This is a genomic window from Niallia sp. MER 6, from assembly GCF_023714395.1.
Taxonomy (GTDB): domain Bacteria; phylum Bacillota; class Bacilli; order Bacillales; family Cytobacillaceae; genus Niallia.
Genome location: NZ_JAMAUK010000003.1, coordinates 223,159 through 245,754, shown reverse-complemented (window position 1 = coordinate 245,754; position 22,596 = coordinate 223,159). Strand labels below are relative to the sequence as shown.

Annotated in this window: 22 protein-coding genes; all 22 read right to left on the bottom strand. The window is 40.4% G+C overall.

What is annotated here, in order from left to right:
• Nucleotides 1-2 precede the first annotated feature (2 nt).
• The gene (locus tag M3600_RS05840; RefSeq protein WP_233313061.1) at nucleotides 3-647 is read right to left on the bottom strand and encodes an O-methyltransferase; all 645 of its coding nucleotides are present in this window, start codon (nucleotides 645-647) and stop codon (nucleotides 3-5) included.
• A gap of 241 nt (nucleotides 648-888) precedes the next feature.
• Nucleotides 889-1,989: an endolytic transglycosylase MltG gene (mltG, locus tag M3600_RS05835; RefSeq protein WP_233314699.1), complete on the bottom strand. Its 1,101-nt coding sequence runs from the start codon at nucleotides 1,987-1,989 to the stop codon at nucleotides 889-891.
• A gap of 284 nt (nucleotides 1,990-2,273) precedes the next feature.
• Complete coding sequence (locus tag M3600_RS05830) at nucleotides 2,274-2,564, bottom strand: DUF1292 domain-containing protein (RefSeq protein ID WP_233313060.1); 291 nt, start codon at nucleotides 2,562-2,564, stop codon at nucleotides 2,274-2,276.
• A 13-nt stretch (nucleotides 2,565-2,577) separates the two neighbouring features.
• A complete protein-coding gene (gene ruvX, locus M3600_RS05825; RefSeq protein WP_233313059.1) occupies nucleotides 2,578-2,994 on the bottom strand; it encodes a Holliday junction resolvase RuvX in 417 nt (138 codons plus the stop codon).
• A 4-nt stretch (nucleotides 2,995-2,998) separates the two neighbouring features.
• Complete coding sequence (locus M3600_RS05820) at nucleotides 2,999-3,265, bottom strand: IreB family regulatory phosphoprotein (RefSeq protein WP_127737353.1); 267 nt, start codon at nucleotides 3,263-3,265, stop codon at nucleotides 2,999-3,001.
• A 70-nt stretch (nucleotides 3,266-3,335) separates the two neighbouring features.
• Complete coding sequence (gene alaS / locus M3600_RS05815) at nucleotides 3,336-5,969, bottom strand: alanine--tRNA ligase (protein WP_233313058.1); 2,634 nt, start codon at nucleotides 5,967-5,969, stop codon at nucleotides 3,336-3,338.
• Between the two features lie 376 nt (nucleotides 5,970-6,345).
• Nucleotides 6,346-7,413, bottom strand: coding sequence for an AI-2E family transporter (locus M3600_RS05810; RefSeq protein ID WP_233313057.1), 1,068 nt, complete (start codon nucleotides 7,411-7,413; stop codon nucleotides 6,346-6,348).
• Nucleotides 7,414-7,497: 84 nt separating this feature from the next.
• Nucleotides 7,498-7,686 (bottom strand): hypothetical protein, encoded by a 189-nt coding sequence (locus tag M3600_RS05805; protein ID WP_233313056.1) that lies wholly within the window; start codon nucleotides 7,684-7,686, stop codon nucleotides 7,498-7,500.
• A gap of 246 nt (nucleotides 7,687-7,932) precedes the next feature.
• Nucleotides 7,933-10,347, bottom strand: a complete 2,415-nt coding sequence (gene recD2, locus M3600_RS05800) for an SF1B family DNA helicase RecD2 (RefSeq protein WP_251644901.1) — start codon at nucleotides 10,345-10,347, stop codon at nucleotides 7,933-7,935.
• Nucleotides 10,348-10,385: 38 nt separating this feature from the next.
• Nucleotides 10,386-11,033 carry a tetratricopeptide repeat protein gene (locus M3600_RS05795; protein WP_237941736.1) on the bottom strand — a complete coding sequence of 216 codons (648 nt, stop codon included), beginning with the start codon at nucleotides 11,031-11,033 and terminating at the stop codon, nucleotides 10,386-10,388.
• Between the two features lie 144 nt (nucleotides 11,034-11,177).
• Nucleotides 11,178-12,293 carry a tRNA 2-thiouridine(34) synthase MnmA gene (mnmA, locus tag M3600_RS05790; protein WP_233313053.1) on the bottom strand — a complete coding sequence of 372 codons (1,116 nt, stop codon included), beginning with the start codon at nucleotides 12,291-12,293 and terminating at the stop codon, nucleotides 11,178-11,180.
• Nucleotides 12,294-12,351: 58 nt separating this feature from the next.
• Nucleotides 12,352-13,506: a cysteine desulfurase family protein gene (locus M3600_RS05785; RefSeq protein ID WP_233313052.1), complete on the bottom strand. Its 1,155-nt coding sequence runs from the start codon at nucleotides 13,504-13,506 to the stop codon at nucleotides 12,352-12,354.
• Between the two features lie 89 nt (nucleotides 13,507-13,595).
• Nucleotides 13,596-14,015 carry a cysteine metabolism transcriptional regulator CymR gene (gene cymR, locus M3600_RS05780; RefSeq protein ID WP_233313051.1) on the bottom strand — a complete coding sequence of 140 codons (420 nt, stop codon included), beginning with the start codon at nucleotides 14,013-14,015 and terminating at the stop codon, nucleotides 13,596-13,598.
• Entirely contained in the window at nucleotides 14,012-14,698 is a 687-nt protein-coding gene (locus tag M3600_RS05775) for a YczE/YyaS/YitT family protein (protein WP_233313050.1), read from the bottom strand. Before M3600_RS05775 ends, cymR begins: the two co-directional genes overlap by 4 nt.
• A gap of 265 nt (nucleotides 14,699-14,963) precedes the next feature.
• Nucleotides 14,964-16,118, bottom strand: coding sequence for a M20 peptidase aminoacylase family protein (locus tag M3600_RS05770; RefSeq protein ID WP_251644900.1), 1,155 nt, complete (start codon nucleotides 16,116-16,118; stop codon nucleotides 14,964-14,966).
• 105 nt (nucleotides 16,119-16,223) lie between these two features.
• Entirely contained in the window at nucleotides 16,224-17,339 is a 1,116-nt protein-coding gene (menC, locus tag M3600_RS05765) for an o-succinylbenzoate synthase (protein ID WP_251644899.1), read from the bottom strand.
• A 41-nt stretch (nucleotides 17,340-17,380) separates the two neighbouring features.
• Nucleotides 17,381-18,676 carry a replication-associated recombination protein A gene (locus M3600_RS05760; RefSeq protein WP_233313047.1) on the bottom strand — a complete coding sequence of 432 codons (1,296 nt, stop codon included), beginning with the start codon at nucleotides 18,674-18,676 and terminating at the stop codon, nucleotides 17,381-17,383.
• A gap of 125 nt (nucleotides 18,677-18,801) precedes the next feature.
• Nucleotides 18,802-19,755 (bottom strand): ABC transporter permease, encoded by a 954-nt coding sequence (locus tag M3600_RS05755; RefSeq protein WP_251644898.1) that lies wholly within the window; start codon nucleotides 19,753-19,755, stop codon nucleotides 18,802-18,804.
• Complete coding sequence (locus M3600_RS05750; RefSeq protein WP_233313045.1) at nucleotides 19,755-20,672, bottom strand: ABC transporter ATP-binding protein; 918 nt, start codon at nucleotides 20,670-20,672, stop codon at nucleotides 19,755-19,757. The genes M3600_RS05755 and M3600_RS05750 overlap by 1 nt, the downstream gene beginning before the upstream one ends.
• Nucleotides 20,673-20,687: 15 nt before the next feature.
• The gene (locus tag M3600_RS05745) at nucleotides 20,688-21,383 is read right to left on the bottom strand and encodes an ABC transporter ATP-binding protein (protein ID WP_233313044.1); all 696 of its coding nucleotides are present in this window, start codon (nucleotides 21,381-21,383) and stop codon (nucleotides 20,688-20,690) included.
• Complete coding sequence (locus M3600_RS05740; protein ID WP_233313043.1) at nucleotides 21,376-21,762, bottom strand: GntR family transcriptional regulator; 387 nt, start codon at nucleotides 21,760-21,762, stop codon at nucleotides 21,376-21,378. The genes M3600_RS05745 and M3600_RS05740 overlap by 8 nt, the downstream gene beginning before the upstream one ends.
• 5 nt (nucleotides 21,763-21,767) lie before the next feature.
• Entirely contained in the window at nucleotides 21,768-22,532 is a 765-nt protein-coding gene (locus M3600_RS05735) for a hypothetical protein (RefSeq protein WP_233313042.1), read from the bottom strand.
• Between the last annotated feature and the right edge of the window lie 64 nt (nucleotides 22,533-22,596).

The window sequence follows — 22,596 nt, the reverse complement described above, 5'->3', positions numbered from 1 at the left end:
TTTTATCTCCTCTTTTTGCTAATTGCTAATCCATCACCAACAGGCAGTATTGCTGTATGGTAATCTGGATGCTGCATTAGCCATTGATTAAAATCCTTAATTTTTCGGACAAGCTGCCTTACATTCCGGCTGTCTATATTTTCCTCCACAACAAGCCCGTGGAATAAGATATTATCCGTAAAAATCACGCCTTCAGGGGAAAGCATCTTGGAGTATATATCAAAAAACTTCCGATATTGGCTTTTTGCAGCATCTATGAATAAGGCATCAAAAGGACCGTGCTCCTGCACAAGATTCTCCACTTCTAACGCATCACCCTTAATGAAGTGAACTTGTGAGCTTTTGTTCAATGTCTCCACATTGGATAAGGCCACATTATATCGGTCCTCATCACGCTCAATGGATACAATCTTGCATTCTGGCAAAGCGTCTGCCATCCGCAGTGCAGAATATCCTATCGCTGTCCCAATTTCGAGAATTTTTTTGGGCTGCTGCATTCTTAACAGCTGAAGCAATGTTTCAATGCCTACAAGCTCCATAATTGGGACTTCATTTTCCTCAGCATACTTTTCAATACCTAAAAAGGCTTCACTTCTATCTGGAATTAAATTCTCGATATATTTCAGCACTTGTTCTTCATTCTGCAACAGAATTCACCTCTATTTACATTTGCCAGACGTTACTGAATGTCTCTTTTTAAATGGCTAAATTTTCAGGAATTGTTTCCCTCCACCTGAAAAATGTTAGCTTCTTTTATTAAGAACCTAACTTTGCGGTGTATGCCAAATTTGTTAATTACGTATAACTTGTTCCTGTTTAAAAACACTTGTACTATTTTAACATAAAACGCTGGGGAAAGCTAATTAATCATGCTCTCCCCACATCGTTTTAATTATTTGTAATATATTTTGCCTTTAATGAGTTATGCTCATCAAGTGTGCTCGAAAAATATACAGTTCCATCACTGGATGCCAGGAAGTATAAAAAGTCGGTATCAGCTGGATGAAGCGCTGCTTCCATGGACATCGTACCTGAATTGGAGATAGGCCCTGGCGTCAACCCTTTATTTTTATACGTATTATACGGAGAATCTACTTCTAAATCCTTGTATGTGACTCTTGCTTTATGTTTGCCTTGTGCATACAGGACCGTCGGATCTGTTTGCAGCGGCATTCCTTCATCTATGCGGTTATAAAACACACTCGCAATTTTATCTCTGTCTGCCTTTTCTGTTGCTTCCTCTTCAATCAAGGATGACATAGTCAAGAATTGATGAACAGTCATATCTTCTCTTTCAATATCCTGCCTGTACTTCTCCACAACGCTTTGCGTCTTATCAAGCATGGTAGAAACAATCTCATCGAGGCTAGGGTCCTTTTTGTAGAAAGCATACGTAGCAGGGAAAAGATATCCTTCTAATGGATACTTAATATCTTTAGCCCAAACCTCTGTTGTCAAAATGGACGGATACTTTTCCATTAATGACTGAATGAACTTTTCATCATTTAAACTTTTGAAAACTTCCTTCTCAGGCTGCTTTGTCTTATCAGCTATCACAGCTGCAATCTCGTCAAGCTGTTTACCCTCCGGTATCGTCATAGTAAATACCGGCTCCTGCATGATTCTACCAGTCTTTAAGCTTTCGATGATTTCCTGGAAAGTCATCGAGGGATTCATATGATACTCCCCTGCCATGAACTCTGATTCGTTTTTAAACTTTACATAGTATTTAAATACTCGCGCGTTTTTAACAAGTCCGCTGTCCTCTAACGTCTGAGCTATATAGGAGACACTTGAACCGATTGGAATATCAACAATGATTTCTTTTTTGCTGCCAGGGTCCACTGGTTCTAAGCTTGATTTAATATAAAAATAACTGGTTAGTGACACAGCTGCAATTACGACAGCAAGTACGAGAATGGTTAAGCCAACGAATCTCCTGATTGTTTTTGCTTCATTTCGTCTTTCCGCTATCTTCTCAAAAAACATTTCTTTTTTATTTTTTCCTTCATTATTCCCCTCTTTTATTGACAATTATCTTTCCCTCCTAAAACCGGGTATGTATTACCTATAATAAAACCATATCTCGACTAATTATACTATATTCTAACAAAGAAAGTGAAAAAAATAGCGAATGAAGTCTATTTTACTATCGGAGAATAGTGTTTGGAAATAATATCCACAAACAAAACCCTCCATATTTATGCCATTGTCCACGACCGTTTTCAAGCATAAAAAAAGGGACAGCACCATTGCTGTCCCCCATCTGTTTCTTATTCTTCTTCTTCGTTAGCAAGGAATGTGTTAAGCATTTCCTCTACTAAATCCCACTCTTCATCTGTTTCGATAGGAGATAGCTCACCATCGCCAGTTTCTTCGTTCGGGATAAATGAAGATGCATGAATGTCGATTTCGTCGTCTTCACCGTCATCTTCCCCGATTGGGTAATAAAGAACATATGATTTTCCAAATTCATCTGATTCAAATGTGAACAAAATTTCGCATAATTGTTCGTTTCCTTGCTCGTCCACTACTGTAATTGTATTAGTTTCTCCGTGTTCCATTACTTTCACCTCATCATTTCTGGCTATCTAAATAGCCTTGTAATATCATAGATGCTGCCATCTTATCAATTACTTTTTTCCTTTTTTTTCTGCTGACATCTGCTTCAAGAAGGACTCTTTCAGCAGCCATCGTCGTCAGTCGCTCATCCCAAAATACAACTGGTAGACCGAATCTTTCTTCAAGAAGCTTGCCGAAATGTTGGCTTGCTTCACCGCGAAAGCCGATGCTGCCATTCATGTTTTTTGGAAGGCCAACCACTATTTTACTTACATCATGCTCAACAATCAATACTCCTAAACGGTCTAATCCGAATTCTTGTTTCTCTTCGTCGATTTTTACAGTTTCAATGCCTTGGGCTGTCCACCCAAAAGCATCACTAATTGAAACCCCTACCGTTTTTGAGCCTACATCCAAGCCCATTGTTCGCATTTCTTTAATCCTCTCGCTGCTGTTTTAAGTAGAACTTAACAAGCTCTTCAATAATCTCGTCACGCTCTAGTTTGCGCATAATATTTCGTGCATCCATATGGCGCGGGATGTATGCAGGGTCTCCTGAAAGTAGATAACCGACAATTTGATTAATTGGGTTATAGCCTTTTTCTTGAAGAGCATCATATACTTGATTCAACACTTCTTTTACGTCATGTTCATATGGTTCTTCAGGAAAATTGAATCTCATTGTTTTGTCGAATGAGCTCATTTACAACACCCCTATTTTCAGACAGATTCTGTTAATTGATACCTACATTTTACACTACTTGCCCACATTATCAAATGGATTTGATATATTCCTCAACATAGTTTAGCGCTTCTTGCAATTTTTGAGGGTCTTTTCCGCCAGCTTGAGCCATGTCCGGACGTCCTCCGCCGCCACCGCCGCAGCGTGTTGCCACTTCTTTGATGATCTTACCAGCATGGTAACCTTTGTCCATCAAGTCTTTCGTAACAGCAGCAATTAAGTTTACTTTATCTTCATTTACGCTGCCAAGAACAATGATTCCAGAATCAAGCTTTTGCTTCAAGTCATCAGCCATTGTGCGCAAGTTGTTCATGTCCACACCTTTAATGCTTGCTGTAAGAACATTAACTCCATTAACGTCTTTTACTTGGTCAACTAGGTTGCCTGCTTCAATGTTGCTTAGTTTTGCTGCAAGCGACTCGTTTTCACGCTGAAGCTGTTTCAGCTCTGCTTGAATTGTCTCAATTCTAGTGCCGACATCTTTCGGGTTTGTTTTCAGCTTGCTTGCTGCATCCTTCAAGATGTTAAGCTGATCTGTCAACTGTTGGTAAGCAGCTTGTCCTGTTACAGCTTCGATCCTTCTTGTACCTGCACCAATACCAGCTTCTGAAATTATTTTGAACAAACCGATTGTGGATGTGTTATCAACATGACACCCACCGCATAGCTCAAGGCTGTAATCGCCAACTTGAACAACACGAACAACTTTTCCGTATTTTTCGCCGAATAAAGCCATTGCTCCCATCGCTTTTGCTTCCTCGATATCTTTATAATCAATTTGAACAGCAATACTTTCCCAAATTTTTTCATTAACGATTTTTTCAATTTTTTCAAGCTCTTCTGCTGTAATTTGTCCGAAATGAGAGAAGTCAAAACGCAAACGGTCTGTTTGTACTAGAGAACCTGCTTGGTTAACATGCGTTCCAAGCACATCCTTTAATGCTTGATGAAGCAAATGTGTTGCCGTATGGTTTTTAACGATTTTTGAACGGTTGCTTCTGTCAACAGCAGCTTCCACTTCGTCATTAACTGTTATAACACCTGATTGCACGATGCCTCGGTGCAGGTTTTGTCCGTTTGGTGCTTTTTGAACATCTTGGACCAAAATAGTAACAGCTTCTGATGAAATGGTTCCAGCGTCTGCAATTTGTCCGCCGCTTTCCGCATAGAATGGTGTCTTATCCAAAATGAACTGGATTTCTTGGCCTTCTTCTGCTTTCTCTACTACCTCTCCATCTACTAGCAAAGCAGATACAACAGCAGAAGCAGTTAGAGATTGATAGCCAACGAATTCACTTTCCACTTTGATTTCCCCAAGAACACTCGATTGAACTTGCATGCTTCCCACTTCTTGACGTGCCTTACGAGCTCGGTCACGCTGGCTTTCCATTTCTTTCTCAAAGCCTTCATGGTCAATTTTCATGCCTTGCTCTTCTGCATATTCCTCTGTCAATTCTACAGGGAAACCATATGTGTCATAAAGACGGAATACATCTTCACCTGAAATAACCAAGCTGTTAGACTTCTTCGCCTTTTCCATTACTTCCCCAAGAATGGAGAGACCTTCATTCAATGTCTCATGGAAGCGCTCTTCTTCGCTCTTCATTACTTTTTGAATAAAGTCGGCTTTCTCTTTCACTGTCGGATAGTAATCAAACATGATTTCACCAACAACAGGTACTAGCTCAAACATGAACGGGCGGTGGATATTGATCTTTTTCGCATAGCGGACAGCTCTGCGCAGCAATCTTCTTAAAACATATCCTCTGCCCTCATTAGAAGGCAACGCTCCGTCACCTACTGCGAATGCAACTGTACGAATATGGTCAGCAATTACCTTAAATGCTTCATCTGTTTCCTTATCTGCACCATATTTCACATCAGCAATTTGTGCTGTTGCCGCAATAATTGGTGTAAAAAGATCTGTATCAAAATTGGTTGGAACATTTTGCACAACAGAAGCCATGCGCTCAAGTCCCATCCCTGTATCAATATTTTTCTTTGGAAGTGGTGTGTATGTTCCATCTGGATTATGGTTAAATTCAGAGAAAACAAGATTCCATACTTCTAAATAACGGTCATTTTCGCCGCCTGGATATAGTTCTGGGTCATTTAAATCATTTCCGTATTCTGGACCACGATCATAGAAAATCTCTGTATTCGGCCCACTTGGACCTTCCCCGATATCCCAAAAGTTTCCTTCTAAACGAATAATGCGGCTTTCAGGAATCCCTATTTTGTCGCGCCATAACGCATATGCTTCTTCATCCTCAGGATGCACTGTGACAGATAGTTTCTCTTTGTCAAAACCAATCCACTTGTCGTCTGTTAAAAACTCCCAAGCCCAATCAATTGCTTCCTCTTTGAAATAATCTCCAATTGAGAAGTTTCCAAGCATTTCAAAGAATGTTTGGTGCCTTGCGGTTTTTCCGACATTCTCAATATCATTTGTGCGAATTGATTTTTGTGCATTTGTAATTCGCGGATTTTCCGGGATTACACGGCCATCGAAATATTTTTTCAATGTTGCAACACCGCTGTTGATCCAAAGCAAAGAAGGATCTTCATGAGGAACTAATGATGCACTAGGTTCCACACTATGCCCTTTTTCTTGGAAAAAATCAAGGAACTTTCTTCTAATTTCTGCCCCTGTTAATACTTTCATAAAAAGTTTGCCTCCTTCTATGTATGACTCCTTAAATATTGATTAGGAGTAATAATTTTAAAGCATAAAAAAAACCCCCATCCCTGGACAGGGACGAAAGTATGCTCGTGGTACCACCCTGATTTATGGCAAAACACTGCCATTTCTCAAATCTCCTTAACGCGGATGGACGGCAGGTATTAACTGCATTCAAGAATTAGCTTTCGACTATCCTTCACTTATGTTCCTTTCAGCCACGGGAACACCTCTCTATTTAGCATACGCCTAAAGTGGACTATAATCTACTTGATTCTATCATCATTTTGTCACTATGTTCTTCTCTCGAATTATACTGATTTTTCTCTGCAATTGTCAACATGTGAATCACTTAAGAATGCTAAGGATTAGTGGTTTTTCCAAAATGAACGTGCAAATGCATGATTGCTACTTTCAAAATAGAAAGGACAGGAACTGCTACTACCATTCCGACAATACCGCCTACCTCTCCACCAAGGAGCAGGGCAAACATAATAAATAGAGGATGCATATGCAAGCTTTTCCCAACAATAAAGGGCGAAAGGATGTTACCTTCCAAAAACTGCAGCACTACAATGATGATAACAACAATGATCAGCATTTTAACAGACATTGTACTTGCAATTATAACGGCTGGAATTGCCCCTATAATGGGTCCGAAGTAAGGAATAACATTGGTAATTCCGATGATTATTCCTAATACTAGCGGGTACTTTAAATCAAAAAAATAAAAGGAAATCGATGATAGACTGCCAATGATAAAACAAACTAGCAGCTGTCCTCTTATATAGCTGCCCAAAGACTGATTTACATCCTTCAAAAATAAAACACTGCTTTCACGCCATTTGTTAGGAGTTAAAAGCAAGGCCGCTCTTTTTACTGCTTCAATATCCTTTAACATGTAAAAAGAAATAAACGGTATTAACATCATAATTACGAATGAATTAACAAAACCCATGATACCTTTAATAAGCTTTGTCAGCAATCCATCCAGCTTAACTTCAAAAGATTCAATCCCTTTATCAACCTTCGTCTGCAAATTATCAGGCCATGCCCTTGTTCGCTCTTGTATATAGTCAATCCAGCTTCTGTACTGGTTTGCAAGCTCTGGCGCATTTTCTGTCAGCTCTCTCATCTGCTCAATGAAAATCGGAATGCACTTATAAAGTCCATAGCCGACTCCTCCAAAAAAGAGGATATATATAAATGCCACAGCAAGGCCGCGATGCAGTCCCATTTCGTGGATTTTTTCAACAATCGGATGAAGCAAATAGGTAATAAATGCACCAAGGACGAAAGGAAATATCACCTTCATCAACAGCTGCAAGATTGGAGTCCAAATTGGAGATAATTTAAAAAAGATAAAAACTACAATAAACAGCAATAGTGTAAATGCTAAGCGATAATACCACTTGACTCTTATTTCCATTCTACACTCCTCCCACCCATAATTTGTGTGAAAAGGAGGTAATTTATACAAATAAAGGAGGCGAATTACACGCCTCCTGATTTCTTAACTGTATCTGCGATTGTCTTCCTCGAACAAGTCATCTAATGAACTAAGGCTTCCATCCTCTTCCACTTGATGTGTATGGATAACCCCTTTTACTAATGACAGCTCAATAAAACAGTTCCAGCAATAATACTGGCTGATTCCAATTTTCCCGATATCTTTGCTTTGGCAATTTGGACAGACTAACATCTGAAAACACCTCTAACAATAAGTTTATAGACAGCCATTTCTCAAAATGGTTGTCACTGGTGTTTCCAGTGTGTCCAATTCATACCATAAATAAACATCTCATTGCTTTTTTTATAGGAGCCGGCTTTTTAATGCTGTTTTCTTCTCAAAAAAAAACAGATGCCATTCCTTTAGAATGACATCTATAGCTTGCTTCTTTATATAAAAACAATGTGATACAAACATTTCCACTAATCGTTTATTGTGTCAGCTTTCTTGAGCTGGCATAAAATCATATGGAGTGACATTCTCCATTCCGATAAGCGGATCAATTTCCATTATCCGATCACTGTAAAACAAGGAAACATCTTCTTCTGCTGCCTCGATATCTGCATCACTATGAGAAAAGACTTCTTTCAGCTTTTCCTGCAGGGAAGTTTGGCGGTTCAGCTCATCATTTCGGCCTACCCCTATTTCCATCGCATCCACTTCGCCAAGCAATATTAAAAATTGTTTACTTCTTGTAATGCCGGTATATATTAAGTTTCTCCGCAGCATCCTATAGTAGCTTTTTACAATCGGCATAATAACAATTGGAAATTCACTACCTTGGGACTTATGAACAGAACAGCAATAAGCATGGGTAATTTGATTTAAATCCTGCCTAGTATAAGTTGCTTCAATTCCATCGAAGGAGACAATAACCATGTCTTGTTTTTCTGTATTTTCCTTTGCATAAAAGATGGATACAATTTCTCCCATATCTCCATTATAGACATTGTTTTCTGGCTGATTAACGAGTTGCAGCACCTTATCGCCAATTCGGTATTTAACATCGCCGAACTTCAATTCCTTACGTGTTCCATCTGGATTTGGGTTCAATATTTCCTGGAGAATGACATTGAGGCGGTCTATTCCTGCAGGGCCTCTGTACATCGGTGCCAGAACTTGAATATCCATTGGCGCATAGCCCTTTTTCTTCGCGTTGAGGACAACCTTCTCTATAGCCTGTGCTATTTGTCCAGAGGCACATTTAATGAAGGACCTGTCTGTTTGCTGCTGAGTTAAATTACTTGGCAATCTGCCGTCCTTTATCTCATGAGCAAGTTCAATGATAGAAGAACCTTCACTCTGCCTGTAAATATCAGAAAGCCGGACTGTCGGAATGCAGCTTGATGCCAGCAAATCCTTCAGCACCTGGCCTGGTCCAACAGACGGAAGCTGGTCTTCATCTCCGACAAGAATGACTTGAATATTGGCTGGCAATGCTTTAAACAGCTGAAAAGCTAGCCAAATATCAACCATGGAGGTTTCATCAACAATAATGATTTTTCCTTCAAGAGGATTCTCCTCGTCCTTGTCAAAACCGCCGCTTCCGTTCCAGCCTAACAGACGATGAATGGTGACAGCAGGTAAACCAGTCGATTCTGTCATCCTTTTAGCTGCTCTTCCTGTGGGAGCCGCTAAAATAAAAGGAAAAGGTTCTTCCTTTTTGTAATCCTTCGGATCAAGGCTGCAGCCATGCAGTTCACCATAAAGCTCTACAATCCCTTTTATAACCGTGGTTTTTCCTGTCCCCGGTCCGCCTGTCAGCATAAGCATCGGCGCCATCAGTGCTGTTTGGATGGCTTCCCTTTGTGATGGTGCATATTGAACTCCAAGCCTGTCTTCCAAATTTCCGAGTGCAAGCAAAAATTCCGATTCTGGAAACTGATCTTCGTATTCCTTCTGTTCCATCACTCTTTTAATATGCCGAACAAGGCCTTTTTCTGAGTAATAAAGGGAAGGCAGGAAAATCTTCTTATCTTCGACGATGATTTTCTTTTCTTCCTGAAGCAAGACAATCTGGTCTGCAATAGCTGAAAAGTCTACTTGCTCCTGTTTATTTTCCTCGAGAAGATCCTTTACTCTGTACAGCACATATTCTGCTTCCAGGTAGACATGTCCCTCCTGGCTGCTGCCAAGCTCGAGCACATAGAGGCAGCCTGCTTTAATTCTGTCAGGATGGCTACCAATCAGGCCAATCTGAAAGCCTAAGTCATCTGCTTTACCAAAACCGATTCCTTCTACATCCTCTACAAGCTTATAAGGGTTGGACTGGATAACCTCCAATGTGTTTTCCTTATAAGTCTGGTAAATTTTCATGGATAGCTGCGGCCCGAAACCATACTGATTCAACGATATCATCGCCTGCTCCAGCCCTTGATTCTGCATGAGCGTATCATAAAGAAGCTTCGCCTTGTCTGGAGGAAGTTTGGGAACAGTATCAAGCAAAGATGGTTCATTCAAAATTTTAGAGATGGCATTTTCCCCTAAAGTGTCCACGATGTTCTCTGCTGTTTTCTGGCCGATTCCTTTAAATAGCTCACTAGACAGATAGGTGATAACCCCTTGTTTTGTCTGCGGCATCTCTTTTCGGAAAGAGGAGACCTGGAATTGGAGTCCAAAGCGGGGATGGTCTTTAAATTCACCAAAGAATGTATATGTATCATTTTCATGCATCTTCGGCAAATATCCTGTGACAACGGCTTCCTTATCTTCATAGCTGTCATTCGTTTCATCTACCCTTATCCTGAGCACGGTATAAAGATTATCTTCGTTGTGAAATATCGTGACAAGATGGCGCCCCTTCACATACTTACCCTGCTCCTCGAAAAGATCCAGTGAATTTTGCTCTTCCAATTTTTTCTCCCCCTTCTTTTAAATTTTTTAAAATACAATCAGCCTCCGAGAATTTGTTTTCCCATTTGAGCCAGCTGATGATCAGGCTGAATTTCCAATGCTTTGTTAAACATCTCAAGCGCTTTTTCTTCCTGTTCCTTAAATCCATATGCAACACCAAGATTATAATAAGCATCTGCATGCTCTGGGTCTAACTCAATGCAGCTTGTAAATTTCTCCATTGCTTCATCAATATATTCCCCTTGCGCAAGGCATAAACCAAGCTGGAACAATGCTTCTGCATCCTCACTGTTCAGCTCAACGGCACGCTGCAGAAAGGGAATAGCAAGAATCGATTTTTCCAACCCTATATATGTCATGCCCAGCATGAAATAGTTGTCACTCGATTCGAGTCCTTTCTCAAGTGCTGTCTCGAACATCGCTTTAGCAGACTCAAGCTCCTCCTGTTCAAAATAGACTGTTCCTGCACTATAGTAAGCTGCGGCCATATCTGGATCAATTTCTATCGCTTTTTCATAGAAGGAAACAGCTCTGCTTAAATCACCCAACGCTGACAGCACATTTCCAAAGTTAACATATGATACTGCGTTAGCAGGGTTCTTTTCAATTTCTTCCATAAACACTTTTGCTGCTTCTTCAAATTTGCCTTCTTGCATATATTTAATTCCTAATTGATTTGTCTCCACTTATAAACACACTCCGTTTCTCACTAAAAGTATAGCATATTTTAGCCTAATGGAAATCTTCCAATTCACTCTGCATTTCTTTCTTAAAAAAAAGAGAAACAGCTGCTTAATTCCAAAGGAAAAGCAGCAAGTTTCTCTTTTTTATCAGCCTACATATGTTAATTGCTCGTTGTTGCGGTACACTTTATCTATTGTTCCGCCGCCAAGGCATTCTTCTCCTTGATAGAAGACAACTGCTTGTCCTGGCGTAACTGCACGAATTGGTTCATGGAAAGTTACTTTCACTTTCGAATCATCGAGCAGTTCCACTGTCACTTTATTATCTGGTTGACGATAGCGGAATTTAGCTGTACATTCGAATGTTTTTGGAGTTGAATCATTAGAAACCCAGCTCACATTATCAGCAATAATGCTGTCAGAGTAAAGCATATCATGATGGAACCCTTGACCTACATACAGCACATTTCTTTGCAAGTCTTTGCCGATAACGAACCAAGGATCACCGCTTCCGCCGATGCCAAGACCGTGTCTTTGCCCGATTGTATAGTACATTAAACCATCGTGTTTACCAACAACCTTGCCATCGAATGTTTCCATATTTCCTTTTTGTGCAGGCAAGTAACCGCTCAAGAACTCCTTAAAGTTCCGTTCGCCGATAAAGCAGATACCTGTGCTGTCCTTTTTCGTTGCCGTCGCTAAGTTCGCTTTAGCAGCCAGCTCCCGCACCTTTGATTTTTCCATCCCGCCAATTGGGAACATAACCTTGCTTAACTGCTCTTCTGTCAATTGGTTAAGGAAATACGTTTGATCTTTATTTTCGTCCTTGCCGCGCAGCATGCGGACTTTGCCATCTTCTCTGACAACTTGCGCATAATGCCCTGTAGCCAAATAATCTGCGCCAAGACTCATTGCATGCTCTAAAAACGCCTTGAACTTGATTTCTTTGTTGCACATAACGTCAGGGTTTGGCGTTCTTCCTGCCTTATATTCATCAAGGAAGTAAGTGAATACTTTATCCCAATATTGCTTTTCAAAATTGACCGCATAATAAGGGATACCCAGTTGATTGCAGACACGGATAACATCCTCATAGTCCTCTGTTGCTGTGCAGACGCCGAATTCGTCTGTATCATCCCAGTTTTTCATAAATATGCCGATAACGTCATAGCCTTGCTCTTTTAAAAGCAGTGCAGCAACAGAGGAATCGACTCCACCTGACATGCCGACAACTACGCGTGTATCTTTTGGTGCTTTTTCCATTTCATTCCCCCCTGTATTCCATAGTCCTATCTATTTGGAAGAATACAGTTCAAGCTAGTCAGATAAGCTTATTGCCTGTTAATCTTTGCACGATTTTAGACAGCTCAGATCCGACCTTTTTGATCTGTTCTTCTGTATTGTATAACCCGAAGCTAAATCGAATAGAGTTCTTCGTCCTTTCTGAGTTCTCGCCAAACATGCTTACGAGTACATGGGAAGGATCGATAGAGCCTGCTGTACAAGCAGAACCGCTTGAAGCAGCAATGCCTGCCAAATCAAGATTTACGAGCAGTGCCTCTACATTTGTTCCAGGAAAGCTTAAGTTTAAAACATGTGGCAGCATATTTTCAACTAATCCGTTTTGCACAAACTCAATTTTATTTTCTTCCAATGTTTGAACAAGCGTTTTTTTAAAGCTTTCATACTTTTGCTTTTTTTCCTGTCTCTCAGAAATGGCGATTTCTGCGGCCAGTTGAAAGCCTGCTACTGCTGGAACATTTTCCGTACCAGCTCTGCGCTTTCTTTCCTGTTCACCGCCAAATAAGCGTGGTGAAAGCTGAATGCCATTTTCAATATAAAGGAAACCAATTCCTTTAGGGCCATTGATTTTATGAGAAGAAACGGACAGAAGATTGATATGCTGCTTCTTCACATCAATTTCCTCCATACCGTAAGCTTGGACAGCATCTGTATGGAAAAGGGCCTGATGGTCTTTTAGGACTTCTCCTATTTCAGCAATAGGCTGGATTGCGCCAACTTCATTGTTTCCATACATAATTGTCACAAGTATAGTATCGTCTCGCAATTCCTTTTTCAACACATCAAGATCAATCACACCAAATTCATTAACAGGAAGATAGGTAACATCAAAACCTTTTTTCGCCAGCTCCTCACATGCATGCAAAACTGCGTGATGTTCAATTTCTGTTGTTATGATATGTTTCCCAAGATGTTGATAGCTTTCAGCCACTCCAAATATTGCGTGGTTATCCGCTTCTGTCCCGCCGCTTGTGATAATGATTTCCGACTCTTGCGCTCCTATGCTTGATGCAAGGCTGGCTCTGGCATTATCAATAATCTTTCGGGCCTGTCTTCCAAATGTGTGAATGCTTGAAGGATTTCCATAAATCGATTGCATCACTTCATGCATTCTTTCGATAACCTTAGGATGCATCGGCGACGTTGCCGCATGATCCACATATATATGTTCCAACTTCTTCACCTACTAAAGTTTTATTCTAAATAGCAACTATCTTATAGTAATAGGATAGGCACATTCTTTCCAATTATTTGTTTCAACGATTAAATATAGAACATGTATGAATCTGTATCATTTTCCTCTTTATGGTTCGCCAAGTCCTCAATTGTTGTGGAATCAAGCACTTCTTTAACTGCATCACGGATTTTCATCCATAGAGCTTTTTTAGCAGGCTCCTCGTTTTCAATCCCCTCAACAGGACTGATTGGTCCTTCTAAAGTGCGGATGATATCACCTGCAGTGATGTTTTTCGGGTCGTCACCAAGAACATAGCCGCCGTATGCTCCTCTGATGCTTCGGACAAATCCTGCGTTGCGGAGCGGTGCTACAAGCTGCTCTAAATAATGCTCTGACAAGTCATTTGTCTGTGCAATTGACTTAAGGGAAATCGGACCGTCTCCATGTTTTTTTGCTAATTCCATCATAATTGTTAAGCCGTAGCGGCCTTTTGTTGAGATTTTCATAAACCAGCACTCCTATTATTAGCTATTTTTTTATGTCGATGATGTGATTTTTTCACATTTGCCAGCAGCAATTCCGTCCATTTCTGGCATTGCGGAATACTGAAACCAGCGATTTTACCGATGATAACCGCATATGCGACCGTTCCCCAAAATACAGGTCCGCCCATAAGCCAGCCTGAAAACAGAACAGCCGCCTCCATGATAAACCTGGTTTTAGAAATACTTAAGCCAAGCTTTTGTGATAATACAAGCATCAAACTGTCTCTTGGCCCCGCTCCCAGGTTCGCAGAGATATAAAAGCCCATTCCATAAGCCATGATAACAAGACCAAATAAAAACATTACTTCCCTGCCAAGTAATGTGGGAGGTGTCTTAATAAATGGCATCATTAAAAATAAATCAATAAAAATACCTACTAACAGCATATTGAGAAATGCACCGATCTGCGGGATTGACTTGGAAAGGATTGCACTTACAAAAAGGACAAAAAAGCCGACAATGATCGTCCAGCTCCCAATTGTCAAACCAAGTTGGTAGTACAAGCCGATATTCAGTACATCCCACGGAGCAGAACCTAAGTCTGCTTCTATCAAAAGAACAATTCCAAATGACATGATAAGCAGGCCGACAATGAATATTACCGTTCGCCATGTAAGCTGTCTCATCTTCAATGTGGCTTCCATTCTTTATATCCACCTTTACATGTTTACAAATATCCGCAGCAAATTGAACAATATGCATTATAACATATTCCCTCTTCACGCCGCTTGCTTCAACACTAATACTTTCATTATGAATATGATATATCCTATCTATTCAATAGGATATCATATTTCTGGTCTTTTTTTTGGTTTTTAAGTGGTTGCTTACGTAAAATTTCGTATTAAAGGCTGTATTTTTGTTATTTCCATGACAAACAGGCAGCTTTTTTAAAAAGCTGCCATTGCATTAATTTTCATCTGCAGTAAACTCATTCAGTCTCATGACAGACAATGCCATAATTTTAATGCCATTTAGCAAACTATCCAGTTCAAATGACATTTTTGGATGGTGCAGGCCTGGTTTTAGGTCTGTACCTAAGCCGATCATTGTCGAATGTAGGTTTTTTAATTTTTTTGCATAAAAATGGAAGTCCTCGCCTCCTGGTGTGACTGGTGGCGGAACAAGTCCTTTTTTACCAAGCACTTCTTTAATGCTGCCTGCTACTGCTTCTTCCATCGCATTATCCTTCTGTGCTGCAGGCATCTCAGACAAGAGCTCTAACTCTACTTTAGCTCCATTTGCTTCTCCAGCGTGATAGATGCTCCTCTTTAGTTTATCGATAAGGTCATTCATTGCTTCATTCGTTTGTGCTCGCGCATCAATGCCGAATTCTGCATAATCAGGAATGATATTAAAGCTTTTCCCTCCGCCTTGAATGAAGGTCATCTTTGCTGATGCAGGTATGATAGGATTAAGCGGTATAGCGCGGATTGCCGTATTAATAGCCGTAATACTGTCTATAACATTTATTCCTAAATGATGACGGGCGGCATGTGCCTGCAAGCCAAAAACCCGCCCTTTAAATGACGCTGCTGCTCCGTGATAGATAGCTGGAGATGCTTCATTATGCCTCATTTCCTGAATCGGCCGCAAATGAAGCCCAAGTAAATAGTCCACATCATCTAATAAATTTTTATTGATAAAAGAAAGGGCACCGCCGCCTGTTTCTTCTGCAGGCTGAAAAAAGCTTTTAATCATTCCTCTCGGTTGTACCCCAAGCTCTTTTAGGCATTTGAGTGTAAAGAGTACAATTGTCATATGGGCATCATGGCCGCATGAATGATTTGCCTTCCATACACCGTCGACATTTTGCCATAATGCATCTATATCTGTGCGCACACCGATAGTTGGTCCGGTCCTGTTATTGCCCCAATAGCCGACTGCTCCTGTTTGGTCCGAAAAAGTTTTATAAGGTATATCTAGCAAATCAAGCTGTTTGCATATAAAAGCTGTTGTATGATGTTCCTCCCAGCTAATCTCTGCATGTTCATGCAAATAATGATACATCGCTTTTATTTCTACTTCTTTTTTGTTCACCCAATCTATTACTATATCCTTCACTGTTCTTCCTCCGCTCCCTGTTACCAACCAATATACCGAATGTTCTGTGTTTTCAAATCATAGGAGCACAATCTTAGCATTGCAAGAGATTGTGCTGTATGTTGATTAATTATTTGTGAATGTCTTTTTTCCTAATAAGTATTTTTCAATCACTTGCTCGTTCAGCTCATAACCGATGCCTGGCTTTGTTGGGACTGCTATTTTTCCTGGAGCAGACATAATCACCTCAGGCTGGATAATGTCTTCCTTCCAATAGCGATCAGAAGCAGAAGTGTCACCGGCAATTGTAAAGTTCGCAAGCGAGGTTATAGCAATATTATGAGCCCTGCCGACACCAGCTTCAAGCATTCCTCCGCACCAGACAGGAACATTATAATTATCACATAAATCATGAATTTTCTTTGCTTCTGTCAAACCGCCGACGCGGCCAATTTTCAAATTGATAATCCTGCAGCTGCCAAGCTCGATTGCCTTGCGGGCATCCTCAGCTGAATGGATACTTTCATCCAGACAAATCGGAGTGCTTAGCTCCTTTTGCAGAACAGCATGGTCAATCATGTCGTCAAAGGCTAAAGGCTGTTCAATCATCATCAGCTTGAATGCATCTAATTTTTTTAAATGTGTCAAATCTTGCAGGGAATATGCTGAATTCGCATCGGCCATAAGAGGAATCCCAAATCCGAACTTCTCCCTGATTTTCGCCAATGGCTCCAAATCATAGCCTGGCTTTATTTTAACTTTTATTTTTTTATAGCCATCTGCCAAATATCTTTCGATTTTCAAGAGTAGCTCGTCTAGCGACTTCTCTATTCCAATGCTTACGCCAACATCAATGCTTTTTCTCGTCCCGCCAAGTGCATGGGCAAGGGACACTCCATTTTTTTTGCTGTAAAGATCCCAAACAGCTCCTTCTAATGCTGCTTTTGCCATATTATTTCTTCTGATTGGTGCGAATATATTAGAAACGTCGTCTGGATGGTTAATGGTGCTATTAAACAAAAGAGGAATTAAAAATTCTTCTATTATATGCACAGAAGTGCCTGTAGTTTCTTCACTGTAGCCTGGATTTGGCATAGCAACGGACTCTCCGTAGCCTACATGCCCGCCGCTGAACATTTTAATAATCAGGAAGTCCTTTTCCATTAAACTCCCGATACTTGTTACAAATGGATGCAGCAACGGCATCTTTAGATGAAGAAGCTCGATTCTTTCAATCTTCAAAACTAACTACACGTCCCTTAATCGTTAAATTCGGTAAAGCTTTATTGTTTTTTCTCGTTTTCTGTCCGGAATCCTGCCAGCCGTTCGTAAATAGCCTTAAGCTTTTTCTCTTCTCCCGCCTCAGTTGGCTGATAGTATTGCGTTCCTTTAAGCTTTTCTGGCAAATATTCTTGATTGACCCAGCCGCCGAATGTGCCGATTGGATAATCATGAGGATACACATAGCCAACATGGCCGAGCGCTTTGCTTCCAGCATAATGGCCGTCGCGGAGATGCATCGGAATATCCCCAACATGGCCACTCCTAACATCAGCGATTGCTGCATCGAGGGCCTTATAGGCTGCATTTGATTTAGAAGATAAACACATTTCTACAACAGCAACAGATAAAGGAATTCTTGCTTCAGGCAATCCAAGCCGCTCACTTGCTGTAACGGCTGCAAGTACATTATTGCCTACAGATGTTTTCGCAAGACCGACATCTTCATAGGCAATTACAAGCAGTCTTCTGTTAACAGCAACAAGATCACCTGTTTCGAGCAAATGAGCAAGATAATAAAGAGCTGCGTCAACATCGCTTCCGCGAATGCTCTTTTGCAGGCTGGAAAGAAGGTTATAGAAATGAGACCCCTTCTTATCTCCATAAACTCCGACTCTTTCAATCATTTGTGCGACTGTTTCATCTGTTACAACAAATGTATCTTCTTCTTTATCAGAGGAATAGACAATAGACTCTAAAAGGGTTAAGGATTTCCGAGCATCTCCATTCGTTCCTTGGGCAATTTTTTTTATTTGTTCATCGCTTATCTTTATCGACAGGGTGCCTAGACCCCGTTCTTCTTTAATAGCCCTAGTAAGTAGCTCCTCAATATCAACATCTGTCAATCTTTTAAGCTGCTTAATCTGCCCGCAGCGGCTTCTGATGGCAGGATTCACATCATGATACGGGTTTTCAGTAGTTGCACCGATTAAAACGATATCCCCTCTTTCCACATGGGGAAGCAAATAATCTTGCTGTGCTTTGTTGAAGCGGTGAATTTCGTCGAGAAACAGCAGCACTTTCCCTGTTAATCTCGCTTCATCCACGACTGCCTCCACATCCTTTTTGCCTGCTGTTGTCGCATTTAAGGCAATAAACGGCAAATTCGTCGTACCGGCAATCGCAAAGGCAATGGAGGTCTTTCCTATGCCTGGCTCCCCATATAAAAGCATGGACGGAACATGACCATTTTTAATCATTTTATATAAGCCTGTTTGTTTGCCGATTATATCCTTTTGCCCGACTACTTCATCAATGGTAGTCGGCCGCATTCGATAGGCTAGTGGTTCTCCATTCACTATATGTACACCTCTTTACTCGCACTTCTTTAAAAACTATTATATCGCAACTTACCCCATAAACGAAAAAGTTTAGATGAAACACCAAAAAGCGGATGGTTATATTCCATCCGCAAAAACCTAACTTATGCCGCAACATCTCTTTTCTTGAATACGAAAAAGGCAAGCAAGTGAAAAATCAGGAAATAAACACACAGCATTACAATTGAAAATGTTAATGTCATGCCTTCCATTAATGGAGTACCTTCAAAATACTGAGTCAAATCTGTATTAGCAAATAAAATATATTTTGCCCATTCAAACTTTGTCGACAGCATGTAGGTCACTGTGCCGCCCATAAACATTAAGAATATCGAGATTCCAACAGCAAGTGAACTGTTGCGGAATACACTCGAAATCATAAACGCCATTGTCGTAATCATCAGCAGATCGATTGAATTCAGTCCATATGTTATTAACAGATGGAGAATCATACTTTGTTCTGTCACTTTTCCGTCATGATAATTTAAATAGGGAGTGCTGCTCTCTGGGAATCCGAACAATATGGCGCCCAGCAATAAAGCAAAACCAAATAGAACCAAAATTAAACATACCCCAAACAATATTACGGACAAATACTTAGAAAACAGTATTTTGGCTCTTCCAATCGGGCGTATTAGCAACAGCTTTACCGTACCCCATGCAAACTCGTTTGCAACTATGCCAGCTGCAATGATAATAGTAAACAAGCCGGCAAAGGAGATGAGTTCTGAACTATCTGATATAAAATCCCACACAGAGTAATCCACATTTGTAGTAATATCATGCTCTAATCGATATTCATTAATGGCAATCTGTGACCTTGTATATTCTATTAAATCAGGGGAGACTGTTCCTTCATCGAGCTGTTTTTGATATTCCTTGTTTTCCATCTCTAAACCTTGGCGCCAATTTTCATTGTCAGGAACAGATAATCCATTTTCCTGATACTTCGTAATGGCTCCAATAGCGATTACACTTAGAAGCAAAAGGACAACCATTACGTGTGTGGCTGCACGCTTCCATATCTTCATCCATTCATTTTGCAACAGCTGCAGCATTACAATTCCCCCTTCTCATTTGTTACTTCTAAGAATCTGTCTTCGAGTGTCTTAGAAACTTCTTTAATTCCATAAATGGAGAAATCCTGACCCGAAAGAAGTTTTACCAATGCTGGAATCTGCTCTTTCGTTACTGGGATTTCTATGCCTGCAGCACTTTTGGACACCTCTATGCCAGGCATATACTCACGTACAACACTTAAAGCTTCGTCGCTACGGTCTATTTCCACTTCATAGAGCTTTTCTGTGTTGTTGACAAAGTCCTTCACCAATTGGACATCCACCAGTTTGCCTTGCTGGATAATACCAATCCGGTCACACATCATTTCCATTTCCGACAACAGATGGCTGGAAACTATTACGGCCATCCCTCTATCTCTGGCGAGCATTCTTAAATGGTCGCGAATTTCTCTTATTCCTGCTGGATCTAAGCCGTTTGTCGGCTCATCCAATATTAGAACTTTTGGATCATGCAATAAGCTTTGAGCAAGTCCAAGTCTCTGTCTCATCCCAAGAGAATAGGTTTTAACCTTGTCACGTATTCTATCTGTCAGGCCGACAAGCTCAACCACCTCATTAATCTTCTCCTTGCTTACTCCTCTTGTCATCCGAGCATAATGGACTAGATTATCGTAACCTGACAGGAATTTATACATTTCTGGGTTTTCTACGATTGCACCGACATGCTGCACAGCCTTTTCAAATTCCTTGGTAATGCTTTTTCCGCTTATTAAAATATCACCGGCTGAAATGTTTATTAGGCCAACAATCATTCGAATGGTCGTTGTTTTTCCGGCACCATTTGGGCCAAGAAATCCAAACACTTCACCTGCTTCTACATTAAAGCTTAAATTATCAATGATTTTCCTGCCTTTAATCACCTTTGAAACATTTTTCAGTTCAACAATGCTTCCCATTTTATCTCCCCTTTTTTATGAATGTTTGATATTGTTCTTCATCCACTCCACAATAGACAACCCTTGCTCTTCTTTCAGCTGGTCAACATGAAAATGCGCCGCTAAATGTCCCTTATTGATAACAACAACATCATCCAAAATTGGCTCTATTTCAGCAATCTCATGTGTAGCAATAATAACTGTCTGCTTTTCAAAATCAATATAATGGAGCAACCCCTTAACGATCGAATCTCTTACCATCGGGTCTAGTCCGGAAAACGGCTCATCCAGCAACAGAACTGGAACCTGCCTGCTTAAAGAGAGAACCAGCTTCAATCTTCCTCTGTTGCCCTTTGACAACTCTTTAATTTTCTTGGCCTTATCAAGCTCCATGAAATGAAGTAGCTCCGTTGCCGTCTCAAGGTTTAAATCCTGAAACTGCGAGGCAGAAAAGCTGATCATGTCAGCAACAGTAAAACCATCGTAGAACATATCTAATTCCGTCAAATACGATACATCTGCTGCTATTTTTCGATTAACCTGTTTGCCATTTACAGTGACAGTTCCAGAGGAAGGCTGAACGAGTCCTGCAATAAGTTTTAAGGTTGTTGATTTTCCGCTGCCATTAGCACCGACTAAGCCGTAGATTTTCCCTGGCAGAAAAGAGAAATCAACATCTTCTAAAGCTGTTTCTTTGCCATACTTTTTTGTAACTTTCTCTAATTTAATCAATCTTTTCAGCCTCCTCCCCCTGCTTAAATGCAGCTTTTAGTTCTGCAATCATTTCCTCTTCTGATATTCCGAGTTCCTTCATACTCTCGACAAACCTGCCAACAAGTTCAAGCTGCAATTTTTTCTTCACTTCCTCTAGCACTTCCTTCTTTTCGGTAATGAATGTCCCTTGCCCTCTTCTCGTTTCCACGATATTCATCCTCTCCAATTCACTATAGGTTCTTTGAATTGTGTTTGGGTTCACTCCTGAATCAATGGCCATTTCCCGTACAGAAGGCAGCTTTTGGCCAACCTTTAATTCCTGTCTTGCAATCTGCCGCATAATCCGATCAACAATTTGCATATAAATCGGCCGTGATTGCTTGTAGTCATCTGCCATGCAGCTTACACCTCTACTTTCTTATCTAACAGCCAAGACGAAACCCAAAAAATAACAAGAGCTGTCAGACAATAGCCTGCTAGGACAAACACGGAAATGTCTGTTGCTTCAAAGGTAGCTTGAAAGGAATTCATACCTGTTTCCATCTGAAAAGCTCTACCTAAATTAAACATCCCTATTTCTTTTAAATCTTTAATAAAGCTGATTTTCCCAAACTGTTCTTTTAACAGTTCCCATCCATAGAAAAAGGCAATGAGGATAATCCAGCGAAATTTCTTCAACCATAGGATGGCTCCTAAACTGTGGTAGACAGTCCAATAAAAGATGACCCAGATGCTCAAGTAAAAAGAGATTAACCATATTGCCGCAGCCATAAATACAATATCAAATGCAGTAAACATTTCTTGAAATTCTGCTATCGGCAAAAGACTTAAAATGGTAATAATGGTTATAAGGACAGCGGAGCATAACGATAATATAGAACAGGCCGTAAGCTTTGACAGCAATAATTGCACACTGCTTGCTGGATTATGGAGCCACAATTGCGTTTTGCCTTCCAAATTAAGTGATGTCAGCAAAGACCCTGGTAAATAAATAACATGGGCAATAATTAAAGCAATCGAAATGGTTCCTGCGAGCATGCTAGTGCTGTAATAACCAGAAAGGAACCAGCCAGCCGCATAGGCGATTGCCATAAAAATTAATATCGTATAAAAATAGCCGATGGTTATTTTTAAGTCCTTCCTCAACAAGCCTTTAAATGCTTTCATATTCTTCCTCCAAAACTGTGTATTAGTGTACTATCTAGATAGTACACTAATACACCAATGCCTG

Excerpts from the sequence above, each read along its gene's own strand:
- alaS (WP_233313058.1), bottom strand. The coding sequence starts at position 5,969 with ATGAAAGTATTAACAGGGGCAGAAATTAGAAGAAAGTTCCTTGATTTT.
- mnmA (WP_233313053.1), bottom strand. The coding sequence starts at position 12,293 with ATGGAAAAAGCACCAAAAGATACACGCGTAGTTGTCGGCATGTCAGGT.
- M3600_RS05810 (WP_233313057.1), bottom strand. The coding sequence starts at position 7,413 with ATGGAAATAAGAGTCAAGTGGTATTATCGCTTAGCATTTACACTATTG.
- ruvX (WP_233313059.1), bottom strand. The coding sequence starts at position 2,994 with ATGCGAACAATGGGCTTGGATGTAGGCTCAAAAACGGTAGGGGTTTCA.
- M3600_RS05775 (WP_233313050.1), bottom strand. The coding sequence starts at position 14,698 with ATGGAAGCCACATTGAAGATGAGACAGCTTACATGGCGAACGGTAATA.
- M3600_RS05805 (WP_233313056.1), bottom strand. The coding sequence starts at position 7,686 with ATGTTAGTCTGTCCAAATTGCCAAAGCAAAGATATCGGGAAAATTGGA.
- mltG (WP_233314699.1), bottom strand. The coding sequence starts at position 1,989 with ATGTTTTTTGAGAAGATAGCGGAAAGACGAAATGAAGCAAAAACAATC.
- M3600_RS05735 (WP_233313042.1), bottom strand. The coding sequence starts at position 22,532 with ATGAAAGCATTTAAAGGCTTGTTGAGGAAGGACTTAAAAATAACCATC.
- M3600_RS05820 (WP_127737353.1), bottom strand. The coding sequence starts at position 3,265 with ATGAGCTCATTCGACAAAACAATGAGATTCAATTTTCCTGAAGAACCA.
- M3600_RS05830 (WP_233313060.1), bottom strand. The coding sequence starts at position 2,564 with ATGGAACACGGAGAAACTAATACAATTACAGTAGTGGACGAGCAAGGA.
- M3600_RS05740 (WP_233313043.1), bottom strand. The coding sequence starts at position 21,762 with ATGGCAGATGACTACAAGCAATCACGGCCGATTTATATGCAAATTGTT.
- cymR (WP_233313051.1), bottom strand. The coding sequence starts at position 14,015 with ATGAAAATCTCAACAAAAGGCCGCTACGGCTTAACAATTATGATGGAA.
- M3600_RS05750 (WP_233313045.1), bottom strand. The coding sequence starts at position 20,672 with ATGGGAAGCATTGTTGAACTGAAAAATGTTTCAAAGGTGATTAAAGGC.
- M3600_RS05755 (WP_251644898.1), bottom strand. The coding sequence starts at position 19,755 with ATGCTGCAGCTGTTGCAAAATGAATGGATGAAGATATGGAAGCGTGCA.